General features: G+C 59.6%; 14 protein-coding genes. 8 read left to right on the forward strand and 6 right to left on the reverse strand.

All coding sequences use genetic code 11. The features are described from left to right. Window positions 1–441: 441 nt before the first annotated feature. Window positions 442–1158: an HD-GYP domain-containing protein gene (locus tag VH599_10420; GenBank protein HEY7348718.1), complete on the reverse strand. Its 717-nt coding sequence runs from the start codon at window positions 1156–1158 to the stop codon at window positions 442–444. Between the two features lie 556 nt (window positions 1159–1714). On the opposite strand from VH599_10420, the gene VH599_10425 reads away from it, so the two are divergent. Next, complete coding sequence (locus VH599_10425; protein ID HEY7348719.1) at window positions 1715–2518, forward strand: SPFH domain-containing protein; 804 nt, start codon at window positions 1715–1717, stop codon at window positions 2516–2518. A gap of 10 nt (window positions 2519–2528) precedes the next feature. On the opposite strand, the gene VH599_10430 is transcribed toward VH599_10425, so the two are convergent. Next, window positions 2529–3344, reverse strand: coding sequence for a helix-turn-helix domain-containing protein (locus VH599_10430; GenBank protein HEY7348720.1), 816 nt, complete (start codon window positions 3342–3344; stop codon window positions 2529–2531). A gap of 133 nt (window positions 3345–3477) precedes the next feature. On the opposite strand from VH599_10430, the gene VH599_10435 reads away from it, so the two are divergent. The 6 genes from VH599_10435 (at window position 3478) to VH599_10460 (ending at window position 12369) form a co-directional block, all read left to right on the forward strand. Beyond that, window positions 3478–3651, forward strand: coding sequence for an Arc family DNA-binding protein (locus tag VH599_10435; protein HEY7348721.1), 174 nt, complete (start codon window positions 3478–3480; stop codon window positions 3649–3651). Continuing rightward, window positions 3638–4909, forward strand: coding sequence for a transposase (locus VH599_10440; protein HEY7348722.1), 1272 nt, complete (start codon window positions 3638–3640; stop codon window positions 4907–4909). Before VH599_10435 ends, VH599_10440 begins: the two co-directional genes overlap by 14 nt. 148 nt (window positions 4910–5057) lie before the next feature. Then, window positions 5058–6806: a long-chain fatty acid--CoA ligase gene (locus VH599_10445; GenBank protein ID HEY7348723.1), complete on the forward strand. Its 1749-nt coding sequence runs from the start codon at window positions 5058–5060 to the stop codon at window positions 6804–6806. Between the two features lie 82 nt (window positions 6807–6888). Beyond that, the gene (locus VH599_10450) at window positions 6889–8670 is read left to right on the forward strand and encodes an acyl-CoA dehydrogenase family protein (protein ID HEY7348724.1); all 1782 of its coding nucleotides are present in this window, start codon (window positions 6889–6891) and stop codon (window positions 8668–8670) included. A gap of 82 nt (window positions 8671–8752) precedes the next feature. Next, window positions 8753–9946, forward strand: a complete 1194-nt coding sequence (locus tag VH599_10455) for a thiolase family protein (GenBank protein HEY7348725.1) — start codon at window positions 8753–8755, stop codon at window positions 9944–9946. Window positions 9947–9978: 32 nt separating this feature from the next. Further along, window positions 9979–12369 carry a 3-hydroxyacyl-CoA dehydrogenase/enoyl-CoA hydratase family protein gene (locus tag VH599_10460; protein HEY7348726.1) on the forward strand — a complete coding sequence of 797 codons (2391 nt, stop codon included), beginning with the start codon at window positions 9979–9981 and terminating at the stop codon, window positions 12367–12369. A gap of 89 nt (window positions 12370–12458) precedes the next feature. Here the strand turns inward: VH599_10460 and VH599_10465 are convergent, their stop codons facing one another. Then, window positions 12459–13316: a DMT family transporter gene (locus VH599_10465; GenBank protein HEY7348727.1), complete on the reverse strand. Its 858-nt coding sequence runs from the start codon at window positions 13314–13316 to the stop codon at window positions 12459–12461. A gap of 219 nt (window positions 13317–13535) precedes the next feature. On the opposite strand from VH599_10465, the gene VH599_10470 reads away from it, so the two are divergent. Further along, window positions 13536–14444, forward strand: coding sequence for a WD40 repeat domain-containing protein (locus VH599_10470; GenBank protein HEY7348728.1), 909 nt, complete (start codon window positions 13536–13538; stop codon window positions 14442–14444). Here the strand turns inward: VH599_10470 and VH599_10475 are convergent. The 3 genes from VH599_10475 to VH599_10485 form a co-directional block, all read right to left on the reverse strand. Then, window positions 14441–15070 carry a hypothetical protein gene (locus VH599_10475; protein HEY7348729.1) on the reverse strand — a complete coding sequence of 210 codons (630 nt, stop codon included), beginning with the start codon at window positions 15068–15070 and terminating at the stop codon, window positions 14441–14443. The two genes, VH599_10470 and VH599_10475, sit on opposite strands and share 4 nt — an antisense overlap. 39 nt (window positions 15071–15109) lie before the next feature. Further along, window positions 15110–15655, reverse strand: coding sequence for a holo-ACP synthase (acpS, locus tag VH599_10480; GenBank protein HEY7348730.1), 546 nt, complete (start codon window positions 15653–15655; stop codon window positions 15110–15112). 61 nt (window positions 15656–15716) lie between these two features. Beyond that, entirely contained in the window at window positions 15717–18557 is a 2841-nt protein-coding gene (locus tag VH599_10485) for a nucleotide sugar dehydrogenase (protein ID HEY7348731.1), read from the reverse strand. Window positions 18558–18644: the final 87 nt, after the last annotated feature.

Below are 18644 nucleotides of genomic sequence, written 5' to 3' on the forward strand. Positions count from 1 at the left end.
GGTGGTGTCATTGCTTCCCCTTGCTTTTGGTCATTGCTGGTGATAGACTGCTTTCCGGGCGTGGTGGGGTTCCCCTCCAAAATCGCCGAGGGGGTAAAACGAGCGCGTCCTCTGCCGCCGATTCGGCAAGCGTCTGGCAACGGATAAGCACACAGCCAAAGGGCGAGAGGAAAGGCAAGCGTTCTCCGACTCCTCTGCGTGAGCAGAAGCAGGAGATAGAGGCCGTGAGCAGTTCGGCCAGTACGGGTAACGTGTGTTTGGTTGATTCAGCCTGGGGCGCTGATGACCACTGCATTCGTACCAACAAGGCAATGGTTGTCCATTGTTGAGAAACTGTAGAGATATGCCTCATGACGACCCGCTGAGGGTATTGAAAACTAAACAGAGCCGCCCGCGTTGAGAGCGGGCGGAACAATGCAGCGAAAACGCCAGCTTCTCTGCTCACGACTGGCCGACCAGCAGCGGCCCACTGGGACGCCTGGCGCTGGAGGCGGCTGCAACGCCCGCCATCTGGAAGGGCAGCGTTTTAGACACGGCAGGGAGCCGACGAGTAATCACCCGTTCAGCTTCCGGTTCGAGCGAATGCAGGAACACCCGCGCCAGACGGGGATCGAAACGGCGGCCAGCTTCGGCCAGCACATATTGCCCCACCGTCTCTGGCGAAAGCGCCGCTTTATATGGCCTTGCCGAGAGCAGCGCGTCATACACATCAGCCACTGCCAGCATGCGAGCGCCTATCGGAATCGCTTCGCCATGCAGACCTGATGGATACCCATGTCCATCATAGGCTTCATGGTGATAGAGAACCGTCTCGATGAAGAATGCATCAAGACCATAGCCAGCCAGCATCTGTGCGCCGACGATAGGGTGGCGCTCCATCTGAAGGCGCTCTTCACCAGAGAGCGCGCTCTCTTTGAGCAGAATATCGTTGCCGATCCAGGTTTTGCCCAGATCATGCACCAGAGCCGCCAGAGCAAGCTGATGCGCGCTCTGTTGGTCCCAGCCGAGGCGGCGCGCCAGCCGCTCAGCATATCCTGCCACCCGCTGGCAGTGTTCATAAGTCAGGACATCGCGCTTCTGAATACTTTGGGCCAGATCATGAAAAATGCGATCAGTCTCATGCTGGCCGATAGACAGGATCATTTCTAGCGCAGCCACCTCGCTGCCTCCCTCTCCCAAATCCTTTTGGATACCAATTTGTACAAGCCGCTCAGCCTGGTTCCACTCGCCTTTATTACGTCAGGAAGAGCGGAAGTATCACGACATTGTGATAGCCCCGTAAGCTCGCACATGGCTCCTGCACCCTATAACGCTGCGTTATCTGAAAGGTAACGAGCGCTTGTCGTTTGCCCCGGTTCAGTAGGACTTTTGGCAGGGGAAGAGCTTGCTTTCGCTCTACAAGCGCCAGTTGCAAGAACCTTGCCAAAACTCCCCTTGCATGACCGCCTTTTTAGAAAAGACGTTGAAACTCACCTTTTTGTTTCTTCGTACTTTATTGTTTCCTTTTGGAAAAAGGAAATGGCGGCGGGTTCATAGCAGGCAGCAAGGTTCAGCCCAAATCCGGCACAGGATGTGCTATGAGGAGGTTAATGCCTTGCCCGTTTGAGTGAACAATGAAGCACCCCCGGCCAGGGCGGCATGCTCTTCTGTTACCCTGGCCGGGATGAAATAACCGGCGCTGGCGCTGCCCGCGGGGTTTGAGGGCCGAGAGACTATGACGACGTACCGCATCCTCTGCTTTATTACGCTGTGCATTTGTCTGGTGTTCATCTTCTACTATCCCTGGACCGTCTTCTTTCTGCTCCCCCTGTGGGTCGCATTTATTTTGCTGCTCTGGAAAGTAGCTATGGTGGCCGTCAGCGAACCCAAACGCGCCATCATCTTTCGTCTGGAGGTCTTCCACCACATCGCCAGATCGGGCTATATCTTCCTGATGCCCGGTCTGGACCGGATTGAGCGTGAAATCTCTGTTGCCGAAGAACTGCTGGAATTGAAGGTTCCCCAATTTGTGACCGCCGATGGTCAGCGGCCAAATTGCAATCTGGAGATCGCCTGGAAGATAAGAAACGATGTCGAGGGGCGCGTGAGTGATAAGGTGCGCGAGACGGCGCTTATGCCTGAAGAACGCCGCCAGAAGCTCGTCGAGCATACCCTCATCCGTATGGCGCGTGAACTGGCGCTGAGCTACAACTACGACCAATTGAAAGACAACCGTATCCGCGAAGGCTTCTGCACCACCGTCGTGCAGGCGGTCAACGAGATGCTCAACAGTCATGGCCTGGTCGTCGAGCGCATCTTCTGGCGCGGTTCTTTTACGCCCCCCTCTGTGCTGGATGCGCAGGTGCAGACCCAGGTGGCGGAAGAAGAGGTCAAGGCTATGGTAAAGATGATTAAAACCATCCGCGACGACCTGGGCGAAAATATCAGCGCCGAAGACCTCTATGCCATGCACGAGTTCATCAAAATGATGCGGAAGGGCGGGGCGAACCCCTTCAATCGCAGCGCCCACCAGGGATAATGAGGAACCTTCAATCGCCCGATGACCTTGGCCCCTCACGGTGCCAGCCGGAGGCTTGGAACGCCTCCAGCGCCGCCTGATCGCCAGGGATATAGCTCACTATCGGGTATTCGGGCGCGCCGCTGAAGACCGTCAGCGACGTGCGCAGTGTCAGCCAGCCCAGGCGCGAATGGCGCATCTCAAAGACAAAACTCGGCGCTGGAACGCCACCAGGCTCAGTCGCGCGGGCAAGGCGAGTAAAATCGGGCAGCCTGCGCAGGTCACGCCAGAGGGTGTGGTATTCGGGGAGATAGGTATAGGCGCTCACGTTGAACTTAAAATCGCTCAGCAGACGCCGCGCCAGGCTTTCCCAGGGACGAAAACGCGCGCGATAGACCGGATCAAAGATAATTGCCAGCAGGTGCGTCGGCGGCGCTCTGTGCAGGAACAGGCCATGCGCCGCCAGCTCAAACAGGTCAACAGCCGCCTGGTTCCACGAGCGAATATACCAGAGGCGATCCAGGTTATGGGCAGGATACGAGATGTTATGCACCAGCAGAGCCGCCAGGTTATTAAAGTCGAGCAGTTCGCGCTCTTCCGTAGTATCTTCGGCGTGTTCGCCAGTCAGCGCGTAAAAAGCGTCGAAGAACTGGCGGCGCTCCGCGCCCCGTAGTTCCAGCGCCCGCGCCAGCGCCCGCGCTACATGTGGCGAAGGGTTGGCGCGCTGCCCCGTCTCCAGGTGATAGATATACGTCCGCGAGAGGCGCGCTGCCTGCGCAAGCTGCCCCTGCGACATGCCCCGACGGCGGCGATATTCGCAGATGAGGGTGTTGAAGGGTGTTTGCATAGTTGTTAGCTGTTAAGGCCAGTATAGCATGAAAAGTGTTGGAACCGTTCGCAAGAAATAATGCTATTGCTTGGCGAATAACGACAGCTATGTCCTGCTTGCGGTGGTGCTACTACTATAGTATTATGGGGACATGAAAGAACCATCTCCGATCAAGAAAACTCATGTCTATTTGCCCGTTGCGCTGCATGCTCAGTTGCAAGAACTCGCTCGCCAAGAACGGCGTTCGCTCAACAGCGAAATTGTCTGGCTCTTGGAGCAAGCCCTTGCGGCCCGCGAGAAAGGCCAGGCCCATGCAACTGGTTGAGCAGCACATCATCGACAAGGCTGATAAACGTTTTGCCGCGATTGATGCTGCCGCGTTTGCCGCCAAGAACCTCTATAACGCCGCGCTGTACGAGGTGCGGCAAGCCTTCATCTTTGAGGGGCGCTCTCTCTCGAACAAAGCAGTCTATCATCGGATGAAGCACACGGATGCCTATCGTGCCTTGCCCTGCAAAGTCTCCAATGACGTGCTGCGCCAACTGGATAAGAACTGGCGAGCCTTCTTTGCCGCGCTGAACGCCTGGAAGGAAGACCCCTCCAGGTTTGTTGGGCGGCCCAAACTGCCCAGGTACAAGGACAAAACCAAGGGGCGTTTCCTGCTGACCTACGACATCCAGGCCATTTCCCGCCGGGCGCTCTCACGGGGTAAGCTTCGTCCTTCTGGGCTGAACATTGAGGTCCAGACCGCGAAGCCTCGTATCAAGCAAGCTCGCATTGTCCCACGTCTCGGCTTCTATGTCGTGGAAATTGTCTATGAGCAGAGGGAATCTGCTCCTTCTGGCGATCCTGCCCTCTTTGCCGCTGTCGATCTGGGCGTAGATACGCTGGCTGCGCTAACCTCAAACAAAGTGGGCTTTGCTCCACACCTTGTTAACGGGCGCGTCCTGAAAAGCTACAACCAGTTCTACAACAAGCGCCAGGCGGAATTGCAGGAAGCGTTAGACCATCCGGGTACGACGGCGCGCATGGAGCGGCTGATCACCAAACGGACCCGGCGTATCAACCACTACCTGCACGCCGCCAGCAAGACGATCATTGCCTTGCTGGTGGCAGAAGCCATTGGCACGCTGGTGATTGGCAAAAACTTGCTGTGGAAGCAAGAGGTCGAGTTAGGCCGGGTCAACAATCAGCATTTCATGCAGATACCACATGCCCGCTTCATCGACATGCTGAGCTACAAAGCGGAACTGGCGGGTCTCCGAGTGATCGTGCAGGAAGAAAGCTACACCAGCAAAGCATCCTTCCTGGATTTAGACCCGTTGCCAGTCTATGACCCCAAGCGGAAAGACCAGCCAGTCTTCAGCGGGAAGCGCGAGCAACGTGGGTTGTATCGGGCAAGGGATGGGCGACGCATTCAGGCGGATGTGAATGGCTCCTACAACATTGGCAGAAAAGCAGTCCCCAACTCCTTCGGGCAGGGGATAGAGGGCGTTGCAGTACGCCCGGTAGGGCTACTGATCTCTACGGTCATCCTGTCACGGACACAGGATAGAGCAGCAGCCCTACGAATGCGAGCATAGTTAACTACGCTTCAAGATACTGTTAGCTGGCAACATTCATATCCAGGCAGAAATCAGCTTATAATAAGTAATAGAGGTATTGTATGCTGGTTCATGGCTATGCCCCGCGACGGCGCATAGCCGCAGGCCCTGTGAGAGGAGCGCCTCTATGTCGAACGCTCAGCCAACCAGCCAGATGCAAACGGGCAGCCCTGACCTCAACGCTCGCCCCTGGCTTCGCCATTACGATCCCGCCGTTCCGTCAACGCTCACCTATCCCGACAAGCCGCTCACCTGGCTGTTGGGTGAAGCAGTTCGCAATTATAGCAAACGAGAGGCGATCATCTTTTATGGGCATCGCTTTACTTATGCTCAGCTTGGCGCAATGGCTGATCGCTTTGCCGCCGCGCTCATTGAGCTTGGTGTGAAGCCTGGTGATCGGGTCTCTATCTGCCTGCCCAATATCCCACAGTTTCCTATTGCTTTTTATGGGGCGCTCAAAGCAGGCGCGGTGGTCGTGCCTACCAATCCCATCTATACTGAATCTGAGCTACAGCACCAGCTTGCCGATTCCGGCGCGGAAACCATCGTGGTCCTTGATCTGGTCTACCACCGCCTGCTGAATGTGCGCAACCAAACGCAGGTGAAACGAGTCATTGTCGCGGGCGTGCAGGATTACCTCCCGCCCCTGCTGGCGGCAGGCTATCTCGTGCAGCAGCGCCGCGCCAGGCAGCGGCTGCCTTCCAAACAGGAACTGCGCGCTGATGACACCATCCACCAGTTCAAGGACGTGATCGGCAAACAGGATGAGCATTGGTTTCAGTTGCACGCGCTGCCCGCAGCGGCCAAAGCGGATGACGTGGCGGTCCTGCAATATACCGGCGGGACGACGGGCCTTTCCAAAGGCGCGATGCTCACCCATCGCAACCTGCTGGCAAACGCTATGCAAGCCTGGGCCTGGACCGAAGAAGCCAAAAAGCCGGAAGTCATTCTTTGCGCCGCGCCCTTCTTCCATTCTTACGGCCTGACCGTTGCTATGAACGCGGGCATCTGGAGCGGCTCTGCGCTGGTCCTCATGCCGCGCTATAAAGCCAGAGATGCCATCAAGATGATCGAGAAGTATCATCCCACGATCTTCCCTGGCGTGCCGACCATGTACCTGGGTATCGCGCACGAGATCGAGCAGCGCGGCGGCGACATTCGCTCGGTGCGTATCTGCGTCAGCGGCGCAGCGCCGCTGCCCAAAGAAGTGCAGGCCAACTTCGAGAAGCTTTCCGGTGGCAAGGTTGTCGAGGGCTACGGACTCTCTGAAGCGTCGCCTGTCACGCACAGCAACCCTTTATATAGCGAGCGACGAACGGGTATTGGCTTGCCCATATCGGATACCGAAGCGACGATTCAAGACCCTGAAACGGGTGAAATGCTGCCTCCCGGCCAGCCGGGGGAGATTTGCATTCGCGGGCCGCAGGTGATGAAAGGGTATTGGAACCGGCCCGAAGAGACGGCGAAGATGCTGCGCGGCGGGTGGCTGCATACCGGCGACATTGGCGTGATGGACGAGGATGGGTACTTTTCGGTGGTAGATCGCGCCAAAGATATGATTATCGCTAGCGGCTATAAGATATTCCCCCGCGAAGTGGAGGAGATACTGTATGCTCATCCGAAGGTTGCCGAGGCGGTGCTTGTTGGCATCCCCGATGAGTATCGCGGCGAAGCGCCCAAGGCATTTATTGTACTCAAGCCGGGCAAGCAGGCGACGGCAGAAGAGATTATCGCCTACTGCAAGGAGCGGCTGGCAGCCTACAAAGTACCCAAACAGGTAGAGTTTCGCGCCGAACTTCCCAAAACCTTGATCGGCAAGGTGCTGCGTCGGGCGCTGCGCGAGGAAGAAGCAGCAAAGCGCGCGGCTGGCAGGTGAAATCGCGCCCTGGGGGCGGGGCGACTCCAGCCAAAAACGTAATGTGTATTTTTCATAGTACAGCTTCAAGAGGGGAAAACGAGTGGCAACAGAGATGAAAGTGCAGACAGGCGCAAACTTTTTGATCACGCCTGTCACCCAGGCCGAGTTCCTGACGCCCGAACAGTTTGACGAAGAGCAGCGCCTGATCCGCGACACCGCGCGCGCTTTTGTCGAGCGCGAGGTGCTGCCAAAGAGTGACGCGATTGAACACAAGGAGCCAGGCGTGCTGTCTGGTCTGCTCAAGCAGGCGGGCGAAAAAGGCTTGCTGGCGGTGGACGTACCCGAAGAGTACGGCGGCGCTGATCTGGGGCTGATCGTCAGCACCATCGTCGCTTCCGAGGTCCGCGACGCCTCGTTTGGCGTGGCAATGGGCGCTCAGACGACCATCGGCCTGCTGCCGATTGTTTACTATGGCAATTCTGAGCAGAAGGAAAAGTATCTGCCCCGGCTGGCGACAGGCGAGCTCATCAGCGCCTACTGCCTGACCGAGCCGGGCAACGGCTCCGATGCTATGGGTATCAAGACCCGCGCCCAGCTTTCCGAGGATGGCGCGCATTACATCCTCAACGGCGGCAAGCAGTGGATTTCCAACGGCGGCTTCGCCAATGTCTACATCGTCTTCGCCAAGGTTGATGGCACGAAGCATACCGCCTTCATCGTCGAGCGCGACTGGCCGGGCGTCTCCACAGGCGCGGAAGAAAAGAAGATGGGCATCAATGGCTCATCAACCGTCAGCGTGTATTTTGATAACGTCAAGGTACCCGTCGAGAACGTGCTGGGCGAAATCGGCAAGGGCCACAAGATCGCCTTCAACATCCTGAACATTGGCCGCCTCAAGCTGGGCGCGGGCGGCGCGGCAAGCTGCCTGGGCGCGCTGGCGCTGGCAACGCCCTATACCAGCGAGCGCAAAGCCTTTGGCAAGCCGCTCAACGCCTTTGGCATGATTAAGAAGAAGCTGGCGCACATGGCCTCGGATGCCTACGCCGCCGAGAGTCTGGCCTATCGGACAGTTGGGATGGTCGAGGTCGCGCGACGCAGCGCGGGCGAGGACCATCAGGCACAGTTGACCGCCATCGAGGAGTACGCCATCGAAGCCGCCATTGCCAAAGTCTTCGGCACCGAAGCCACCGCGCGCTGCGTTGATGAGGGCGTACAAATCTTCGGCGGCTACGGCTTCATGCAGGAGTATCCGATTGAGCGCGCCTATCGGGACGCGCGCATCACGCGCATCTTCGAGGGTACCAACGAGATCAACCGGCTGCTCTCAGTCGGCACGCTTTTCCGCCGGGCGATGGCGGGCAGGATCGATCTCATGTCGGCCTATGGCGCCGCCGAGAGCGAGGTCAAGAGCGGCAAGGCTTCGGACTTCGCCGCCAGCGACACGCCCACCGATCTGCGCGACGCGGTGAACGCGCTGGAGCGAGCCAAGCGCGCGACGATCTACACCGTCACGAAGGGCGCGCTCAAGTTTATGGCGGCAATGGAAGAGGAAGAGGAGTTCATGGAGTACGCCGCCGATCTGCTGATTGACCTGTACGCTGCCGACAGCGCCATTGCCCGCGCGCTGATGGCGCACAGGGCTGGCGATCCCCGCGCGCAGGTACACACACAACTGGCGCAGTTGACCCTCTGGCGCTTTTTCTCGAATATGCGCGCCAACCTGGAACGGGTCTTGATGGCAATCACCACTGGCGACGAACTGCGCGCCGAACTGGCGCAGGCGCGCGCCTATCTAGGCCACTACGAACTCAACGCCGTAGCCCTCCAGCGCGAGATAGCATCGCTGGTCGTGGCGAAGGGCGGCTATCCGCTGGCAGCCTGAGTCTTGGTACCCTTCGTCCCCATGCCCAGCCAGATGTTCTGCGCGGCCTGGGGACTTGCCTACACAAAGGAGCAAATACATCATGCCGGATGCGGTTGTTGTCAGTGCTGTGCGCACGCCGATTGGCCGCGCCGTCAAGGGCAGCCTCAAAGATGTACGCGCCGACGATCTGGCGGCGCTGGCGGTACGCGCCGCTGTTGGCCGCGTGCCAGCGTTGGATTTAAGTTTGATTGAAGATGTGATTCTGGGCTGCGCCATGCCCGAAGGCGAGCAGGGCATGAACGTGGCTCGCATCGTCACGGCGCTGGCGGGCTTGCCCTATACCGCTGGCGGCGTGACGGTCAACCGCTTCTGCGCCTCCAGCCTTCAGGCGTTCAACATGGCCGCGCAGAACATCTTGCTGGGCATGGGCGACGCCTATGTCGCTGGCGGCATCGAAAGCATGTCGCGCGTGCCGATGGGCGGCTTCAACCCCGATTTCAATCCCAAACTGGTGAACAACCCGCAGGGCATCGAAATCTGCGGCAAGCCCGGCACGAAGAATCCCGGCTTCGATCAGGTCTATATCTCGATGGGCATGACCGCCGAAAACCTGGCGAGGCGCTATCAGATCAGCCGCGAGGCGCAGGATAGATTCGCGCTGCGCAGCCACCAGCGCGCCATTGCCGCGACGGATAACGGCACGTTCAAGCGCGAAATTGTCTCTGTTCCGCTCCCTGACGGCAAGATCATGGAGAGCGATGACGGCCCGCGCCGCGATACCTCACTGGAGAAGCTGGCGGCGCTGGAGCCTGCTTTTCTGAAGAGCGGCAGCGTCACCGCTGGCAACAGCAGCCCGCTGAACGACGGCGCGTCGGCAGTGGTAGTCATGTCGGCAGAGAAAGCCAAAGAGCTTGGCATCACGCCAATTGCCCGCGTGCTTTCGATGGCTGTGCAGGGCGTCGAGCCGGATGTGATGGGCATCGGCCCCGTCGGCGCGGTCAAGAAAGCCCTCAAGCGCGCCAGCCTGAAGCTCGACGATATTGACCTGATCGAACTGAACGAAGCGTTCGCCGTCCAGAACCTGGCCGTGATGCAAGAACTTGGCATCGAGGAGGAGAAGCTGAACCTGCATGGCGGCGCGATTGCGCTGGGCCACCCGCTGGGCTGTTCTGGCGCGCGCCTGATCGCCACGCTGATGAACGCCCTCCAGACGTATGACAAGCGGCTTGGCATGGCGACGCTCTGCGTCGGCGGCGGCCAGGGAGTCGCCACCATCTTTGAGCGTCTCGCGTAGGCTGCGCGCAAGCACCAGAAAGAGGTTTGAGCATGACCTACAACGTTGAACGCGCAGCCGTCATCGGCGCGGGCGTCATGGGCGCTGGCATCGCCGCGCATCTGGCGAATGTCGGCATCCCCACGCTCTTGATGGACATCGTGCCGCCCGACGCCCAGGGCAGCAAAGACCACGCGGCGCGCAGCCGCATCGCCGCCGTCGGCATCGAGCGCCAGTTAAAAGCCAAACCCGCGCCCGGCTTCTACGCTCCGCGCAGCGCGTCGCTGGTCACGCCCGGCAATATCGAGGATGATCTCCCCAGACTCTCAGGCGTTGATCTGGTGATCGAAGCCGTCTTCGAGCGGCTGGACATCAAGCGCGATCTCTACACTAGAATCGAGCCGGTGCTTGGGCCGAACACGATCATCACCTCCAACACCTCCGGCCTTCCGGCGCGGCTGCTTCTGGAGGGGCGCGGCGCGCAATTCCAGCGCCACTTTTTGATTACGCATTTCTTTAATCCGGTGCGCTTCCTCAAGCTGCTCGAACTGGTCCCCGGCGAACAGACCGACCCGCAATTGCTGACGTTTATGCAGCGGTTTGGCGCAGAACGACTGGGCAAGGGCATCGTTGTCTGCAAAGACACGCCAAACTTCATCGCCAACCGACTGGGCAGCTACGGCTTCTGCGTGACCATCCGACGCATGCTGGACGAAGGCTATAAGATCGAGGAGGTGGACGCCATCTTTGGCGAAGCCCTGGGCCGCGCCAAATCCGCCGTCTTCCGCACCGCCGACATTGCCGGAATTGATACGCTGGTCCATGTCGCCGACAACCTCTACGAGAACCTGCCCAACGACCCACAGCGCGAGGTCTTCAAGATTCCCGGCTTCGTGCGCGAGATGGTCAAACGCGGCTGGACCGGAGATAAGGGCGGCCAGGGCTTCTACAAGCGCGTCAAGGACGCCGACGGCCAGACGCAGATTCTGGTGATCGATCCGGCCACCCTCGAATATCGTCCACAGGGAAAACCGCGCTTCGACTCTATCGGCAAGGCACGCAACAACCCCGACTCTGCCGAGCGCGCGAAAATCATCATCGGCAGCGATGATCGCGCGGGCAAGCTGGCCTGGGAAGTGACCGCCGACGCGCTGGCCTACGCCGCTGAGCATGCCGCTGAGATCGCCTATAACATCGTGGACATTGACCGGGCCATGCGCTGGGGCTTCAACTGGGAGCAGGGCACGTTCGAGAGCTGGGACGCGCTGGGCCTGGAATGGACGGCAGAGCGCATGCAGCGCGATGGCCGCCCGCTGCCGCAGCTCCTCAAGGACGCGCTGGCAACGCCGGAAACGCGCTTCTATCCAGAGACGCAGACGGGCCAGAGGCGTTACTTTGACTTCAACGGAAAGCAGTTCCAGCCGGTAACGGGCGAAGAGGGTCTGGTCCGGCTGGCGACACTGCGCAAAAACAACCGGATCATCGAAGAGAACGCTTCGGCCACCCTCTACGATATGGGCGATGGCATTCTCTGCGTCGAGTTCCACGCCAAGATGAACGCCCTCGACGAAGAGATGGGCAAGATGATGGCAAGAGGGCTGGAAGAGGCGCAGAAAAACTTCCGCGCGCTGGTCATCGGCAACGAAGCGCCCGACTTTTCTGCCGGGGCCAACATCTTCTCCCTGGTGATGGCCGCCAGAACGGGCCAATGGGAGGTGATCGATCAGCAGGTGCGCGGCCTGCAAGACCTGAACAGGGCGATGAAATACAGCCAGACGCCCGTCGTCGTCGCGGCGGCAGGTCGCACGCTGGGCGGCGGTGCTGAGATCGTGATGCACAGTTCTCAAGCGCGCCTGGCCGCCGAAACCTATATCGGCCTCGTCGAAACCGGCGTCGGCCTGCTCCCCGCTGGCGGTGGCTGTAAGGAGATGCTGGCGCGCTGGGCCAAAAGCCACGAAAAAGGGCCGTTCCCGCCAGTGCGGCACGCCTTTGAGTTGATCGCTACAGCCACCGTCTCCACCAGCGCCGCAGAAGCGCAGGGCTATCGCTTCATGCGCAAAGAAGACGCGATTACGCTGGACCGCGAGCGCCTGCTGACCGACGCCAAAGCCGATGCTGTCGCGCTGGCCGAAGCCAAAGCGCGCGGCGAATGGCAGCCGCCCACGCCGCCAACCTTCCATTTGCCGGGGCCAGGCGCGCGCGCGGCGCTGGAGGAACAGGCGCGCGGCCTTTACCTGCAAGGCAAGGCCACCGAGCATGATCTGGTCGTCGCCAGCCAGCTAGCGCGGGTGCTGACCGGCGGCGAAACCTCGTTTCTGCGCGAAATGAGCGAGCAGGACGTGCTTGACCTGGAGCGCGAAGGCTTCCTGAGCCTGCTGGGTACCGAAAAGACCCAGGAGCGCATCGCTTACACGCTCACCACTGGCAAGCCACTCAGAAACTAAAAGCGCATATGGGTAGAGCGTGCTGGCGGCGCCAGCACGCTCTACCCATATGCGCTTTTACCCCTCTCCCAATGCGCCCCATCATCAAATCACCCCGCCACAGCGATGACCAGGATGCCGCCGAAGATCAAGACAGCGCCAATGGCGCGCTGCGCGCCAAACCCTTCGTTTAGCCAGAACCAGCCCGCCAGCGCGCCAAAGACAACGCTCACCTCACGAACGGCCCCGGCATAATTGACCTGCGCCTGCGTGTAAGCATAAAGCACCAGCAGATAGGTCACCATCATCAGCACGCCCACGAGGCTGATGCGCAGCCAGTTCGCCCGCCATTCCGTCAGCATCGCCTTCTGGCCGTAACGCGCCAGCAACGCCGGGGCAGTAAACACAGCACTCAAAGCAAGCACCACAACAGTATAGGGAGCCGGATTCACAAAGCGCACCGCAGCCCCATCAATCACGGTATACATGGAGATAGAGAGCGCCACCAGCAGCGTGGCTCCAATAGCAGCCTTCGACACACTGGCCGCTTTCCGCTGCGCCCACCAGACGCTGCTCCCCACGACTAACAGGCCCAGCAGCAGAATCCCCAGCCCCACCAGCCCAAAGAGCGTCGGGCGCTCGCCCAAAAAGAGCGCCGCCCAGATAGCCAGCAGCGCGGGCGCTGTGCCGCGTGCCAGCGGATAGACCAGCGAGAAATCGCCGAGCTTATAAGCAAGCGTCAGGGCGATAAAGTAGACGGCCTCCAGCGCCGCGCTGCCTAGAATATAGGGCCAGGCGGCGGCAGGAAGGGCCGCGCCAAAAATCACCAGCGGAGCAAAGCACACCACGCCAACCAGCAGCGCCCACCAGGTAAAGATTTGCTTTTCTCCGGCCCGCTTCACAAACAGGTTCCACAGCGCATGCAGTGCCGCTGCGAGCAGTAACAATCCCAACGCGCTGAGTGGCATGAAGATACTCCTTAACTGAAAAGAGAATAGGGTGCCTGGAATGTTTTGCTGCTCAGGTGGCCCCAGAGACAAAAACGGCGGGCACCCGCCTCAGAAACAGGTTGACATTCTCAGCCTCCAGCCATAGTATACAGGATGCCAGGGAACTGACGCTACCAGCGCCAGGGAAGGAAAGGCGCCAACGGGCTGGCAGGAGGGCCAATCGCAAAGGAGCAGGGGATGATGGCTCGCAAGCCTCAACCATTACGTCATTTAACCGGGCATAGCGATTGGGTGCAGAGCCTTGCCATCTCACCTGACGGCCAGATGCTGGCGTCGGGCGCTAACGATCACGCGATCCGGCTCTGGAAGATAAAGACCGGCGAATGCCTGCAAACGCTGGTCGGACACGGAGGAAACATCCTGGCGCTGGCGTTTGCTCCCAATGGGCAGGCGCTTGCCTCTGCCGCAAGCGACCAGAGTATCCGCGTCTGGAATCTGCGGCGCGGGCGCACGCCGCGCGTCATCGAACAGCCGAATACTACCGTATGGGGTCTGGACTTTGCTCCTAATGGTTCCTGGCTGGCATCGGGAGCAACCGATAAATGTGTGCGCCTCTGGCATCCAGCGACGGGAAAGCCTGTCGGCGAACTGGGAGGCCACGACGATGAAGTCACCAGCGTCACCTTCTCCCCGGCAAGCCATCTGCTGGCATCAGGCGCGAATGACGAAACCGTGCGGCTCTGGGATATGCCGCAGCATCGGCTGGCGCGCGTGCTGGATGGGCACTTCGGGGGGGTAAACGCCCTGGCGTTTTCGCCGGATGGCCGCTTACTGGCCGCAGGCTCGAACGATTATCTCGTGCGGCTCTGGAACCCGGAGACCGGCGACCTCCTGCAAACCCTGGAAGGACACGAGGAGATGGTGCGGGGCGTCACCTTCTCAGCCGATGGCAAGCTGCTCGTTTCGGCAGGCTATGACGGGACCGTAAGACTCTGGCAGCCACAGACAGCCCGCTGTCTAGGCGTCTTAGATAGCTTTGAGGGCGGAGTGAACGCCGTGGCGTTCACTCCAGGTGATGCGCTGCTTGCTACCGCTTCTAATGATCCGGTGATACGACTCTGGCATTCCGCTGACCTGCCCCTCTAAAGGGGACCGGACCCAGAGCCAGGCGCGGGCCTTCGATAGAAAGTCGGCTGCTCGTCCTCCAGGGGCGGCCCGAAATCAGAGGCCAGGGCAGAATCCGCAAAACCTCCTGACAGCGTTGGTCCAAGATCATCCGGCGTCTCAGCGCCATAATCGTTGATTGGCTGCGAGACAGGAACCGCTTGATAATGGCCGACAGAGGCGGCAGCAGGAACGACTCCCGCGCCAGGGGACACGCCCAGCGTCACGTTACTGCCTACACGCGCCGCGTTTTTGGCCTTCGCGCGCCTGCGGGCGCGGGACACCTCCAGAACGACACCGATCAAAAGCGCCAGGGCAGCGATTCCACCAATCAGCCACTCAAACTTGGCAGCGCCAAAGAGCAGTTCATCTGAACAGGCGTCAAAAGAAACGCAGGAGACTCGGTGGGTGAAATAACGGTAAGCCAGGCGGGCTGGCGAGAGTACCTCGCTTCCTGCCAGCAAGAGCGCAGCGATCCCGCTGAAGAGAAAGAGAGGCCGCCGCGTGGCGCGGGCATACCGCAGCGCAACCACTCCCGCGACAAACCAGAGGATGGCGACCACAATCTGCGGCCAGGCCAGGGAGAGTGCTAAATCCAGGTATTGCATTGGGAACCTCCAAAAGAACCCGGCGCTATGATTGGGGTACTAAGCGGGTGGGCGCCCCGCGCCTGCGTCTGAGAAATAGTCGCTCGCGCTGACTTCTCCGCTGATAGTCAGCGCAACTACTACAGCAATCGCGTACCGATGGGTATGGGAAATACTCAGATCGATCTGCGCGATGTCCAGGGCCGCTGCCCGCGCCGCCGCGTCGCCCAGCAGGCGCAAGGAAGGTTTGCCGCCGGGCTGGCGCAGAATCTCCATATCGCGCCAGGCCACAGCGCCTCCAACACCAGTACCCAGGGCTTTGGCGCAGGCTTCTTTGGCAGCAAAGCGCCCGGCCAGCCAGGTCATGCGTCGGCGGCCCTCCTGAAGCTCTTCCGGCGTAAAGACCCGCTTCAGAAAGCGCGCATCAAAGCGCGCAACCGTCTGAGCAATGCGCTCCACCTCAACCAGATCGATCCCCACCAGAACACCAGGCGCTCCAGCCAGCGCGCCTGCAAACGCAGCAGCCGAAGCGCCAGCCGTCGCAGGCGCGCCCGGCTCCTCTGTATGGCGGATCGGTTGCGGCTTATCGGTTCTCGTGCCAGCCATTGCCATTCCTCAAAAACAGCGCCAAAAACATCACCAGTACTGCCAGCGCCACGCCACAGAACTAGCTGGCGTTGGAGGCTTTTGGTAAGGCCCCCGAAACACGAGCCTCAGCAGCGCCATTCGCGCTTTGCCCATTAGCCAGGCCAAGCAGCGCATTGCCCGAAGCACGCCCCATGCCACGATATGTAAATCCCAGCCGCTGCATCTCCGTTGGCTCATAGATGTTGCGGCCATCAATCAGGATAGGCCGACGCATGCTATCATGGATACGCAGCATATTGAGCGACTTGAACTCATTCCATTCGGTGACGACGACCAGCGCGTCAGCGCCCTCAGCCGCCTCGTAACTCGTCTTACAATACGTGACCGGCAGACCAGCCATCACCTGCTGCGCTGTCTCTATCGCCACCGGATCATAGGCCCGCACCTCGGCCCCTTGCGCCAGCAGCCAGTGAACAATATCAACTGAAGGCGCGTCGCGCATATCATCGGTATTGGGCTTGAAGGCCAGGCCCAGGATGCCAACAGTTGCGCCGCGCAACCCGCCCAACAGCGAAACCAGTTTATCCACCACCAGCCGCCGCTGATCCTGGTTAATCTCCATGACCGCATTCAGAAGCTGCGGATGCAGGCCGGCCTCTGCGCCCATGTGCGCCAGCGCCTTCACATCCTTGGGGAAGCAGTTATGGCTAATCAGTCCAGACGACGCGATCAATGTCCCGGTGCTCGTCTCCATACTATAGACCGTCGTTTCAACGTCTTCGTGCTTCACCTCACGAACCACCAGCGTCGCAAAAGGGCCATGCCGCTCAAAGCCATGTGGCTGAATGTGACGCTGATAGCCTGCCAGGACGCGCTCAATCTGTGCGCGGCGTTTCTCGCCAAAAGCATCTTTGAGGGAAGCAATTTGTTCGTAGCCGCTCACGCGTAGAATATAGGCTGGCTGCTTTGATTTATTCATCCAGCGTGTGCGTATAGAAGGGATAACCCCAACGGTTTGCAGCAGCAGCGCCATCCCATCAGCCAGGGTTTTGCTGACCGTTGCGTATTCCAGCATCAGGTTCTGGCCCTTCTGCACCAGCGTCACCGAGCCATCGCCGCTGAACGCGCCACGAATCAACTCCTGACGCAGCAATGGCGAAACATTAAATGCCAGGCGCGGGAGCGATTTATCCTCTGAGCGCATACCGCAGCGCAAAACATCTCGCAGCAGCCACGCCAGGATGCGTGAAGAAACAATCGTTGTCAGCGCGCTGGTGGCGCGTCGTTCGATGAACTTTAGACCCCAGCGGCCCAGAATGCGCTGCGCATCCGCGATATATTCAGCTTCGTTTTCATGGAAGCAGAGGCCGACGCGCTCACGCACCGCGCCAGCCCGGCCCACATCGCGCGAGAGATAGCCTTCGGCCAGATAATAGCCGCACAGCCGCAGCAAATCGGCGTCAACCGGGATCAACGCATTGATCTTCGTGGCCGCGCCCTTGGCCGTATAGAGTTGCAATTTCTCGGCGGAAATATCGAGAGCGCCCGCCTCGCTGAGATGGCGGAAGAGGCGCAGCGACATCCGGTTATGCTGCCTGATCTCCTGGGGATACTTGAGCATCGTCGTCGGAATCGCGGCGGCGAACCGCGCATATTGTTCGCTGAACGTATGGTCGTTGGAGGCAACGTAGACATCCGCCTCCAGTGGGGTATCCCGCAGCAGTTCGATCAGATTGAGCGGCGCCGCCTGCTCGACAGCAGGAAGTTCGGTTAGTGCCATCAGATGATCGCCAGGTACAACTGCCGACGCCGACCAGATCATGAACTGCTCATTTTTGTGCAAAACAATCGGGTGATCGGCGGTGACGCGCAGCGTGCGACCCATGCTGGTGTTGATCGTCACCATCCTGCCTTTGTAGGGGCGCCGTGTGATAGCCTTGACATCGGCCAGCGTGGGCTGCCCCGTCTCCAGATCAAACGCCAGAACGCGCTGTTCAGCGGGCTGAACCAGTTCCACCACATCGCCCCGGAACGGCTCGCTGTCCTTCGCCCCTTTGGCAAAGAGGGTATCAAAACGTTCCGTCGCTACATGAGGGCTGTTCAGCGCGAAGACCGACTCCTCGCCAACAAAACAACTGCCCCCGTATCCCAGGCCAGCGTCCAGCATCGGGCGTCCGATGCGTTTATCATAGCCCATCCCGGCGGCCACTTCTTTGACATCTGCCCCCAGCCGCTCGCAGATACTGGCAATCTCATTGATAAAAGAGATTTTCGTCGCTAGAAACGCATTGGAAGCATATTTAATCATTTCAGCCGTATAAATATCGGTAATGACCATCGGCGCGCGCAGCGGCAGATAGAGTTCAGCCACCAGCGTGGCGGCATCGCGCTCCGTGGACCCCAGCACCACGCGATCAGGCTGCAAGAAATCCAGCACTGCCGCCCCCTCGCGCAGAAATTCGGGATTCGAGACCACCGAGAAACGGACATCCGGGCGCTTGAGGTTCTGACGAATGAGGGTAGCGACCACATCCCCTGTGCCGACCGGGACGGTACTTTTATTGATAATGACGGCGTAATGGTCCAGTTCTTCGGCAATGGAACGCGCCGCGCTCTCCACATAATGCAGGTCAGCGCCGTATCCATCCTGGCCGGTGGGGGTACCAACCGCGATAAAGATGAACTCCGCGCCCGCCAGACCCTCTTGATAGCTGGTCGTGAAATGCAGCCGCTCCGCCAGCACGTTGCGCTCGACCAGTTCGCTCAGGCCAGGCTCATAGATAGGCAGGATACCAGCTTTCAATTTTTCAATCTTTTCGGGGATAATATCAACACAGGTCACTTGATTTCCCATATCGGCCAGGCAAGTCCCCGTCACCAGACCCACATACCCTGTGCCAATGACGCAAATCGTTCTCAAAAAGATACCTCCTCGCAACAGGCGCCTTTCGGACAGCCTCCCTATATGTAACGAATCGCTGCGCTTCCTGTCACCATCTCCGGGCTG

It is taken from the genome of Ktedonobacterales bacterium, from assembly GCA_036557285.1.
GTDB lineage: Bacteria > Chloroflexota > Ktedonobacteria > Ktedonobacterales > DATBGS01 > DATBHW01.

Coding starts and splice junctions, on each gene's coding strand:
- VH599_10425 (HEY7348719.1), top strand. CDS start 1,715: ATGACGACGTACCGCATCCTCTGCTTTATTACGCTGTGCATTTGTCTG.
- VH599_10430 (HEY7348720.1), bottom strand. CDS start 3,344: ATGCAAACACCCTTCAACACCCTCATCTGCGAATATCGCCGCCGTCGG.
- VH599_10435 (HEY7348721.1), top strand. CDS start 3,478: ATGAAAGAACCATCTCCGATCAAGAAAACTCATGTCTATTTGCCCGTT.
- VH599_10440 (HEY7348722.1), top strand. CDS start 3,638: ATGCAACTGGTTGAGCAGCACATCATCGACAAGGCTGATAAACGTTTT.
- VH599_10445 (HEY7348723.1), top strand. CDS start 5,058: ATGTCGAACGCTCAGCCAACCAGCCAGATGCAAACGGGCAGCCCTGAC.
- VH599_10455 (HEY7348725.1), top strand. CDS start 8,753: ATGCCGGATGCGGTTGTTGTCAGTGCTGTGCGCACGCCGATTGGCCGC.
- VH599_10460 (HEY7348726.1), top strand. CDS start 9,979: ATGACCTACAACGTTGAACGCGCAGCCGTCATCGGCGCGGGCGTCATG.
- VH599_10465 (HEY7348727.1), bottom strand. CDS start 13,316: ATGCCACTCAGCGCGTTGGGATTGTTACTGCTCGCAGCGGCACTGCAT.
- VH599_10470 (HEY7348728.1), top strand. CDS start 13,536: ATGATGGCTCGCAAGCCTCAACCATTACGTCATTTAACCGGGCATAGC.
- VH599_10475 (HEY7348729.1), bottom strand. CDS start 15,070: ATGCAATACCTGGATTTAGCACTCTCCCTGGCCTGGCCGCAGATTGTG.
- acpS (HEY7348730.1), bottom strand. CDS start 15,655: ATGGCTGGCACGAGAACCGATAAGCCGCAACCGATCCGCCATACAGAG.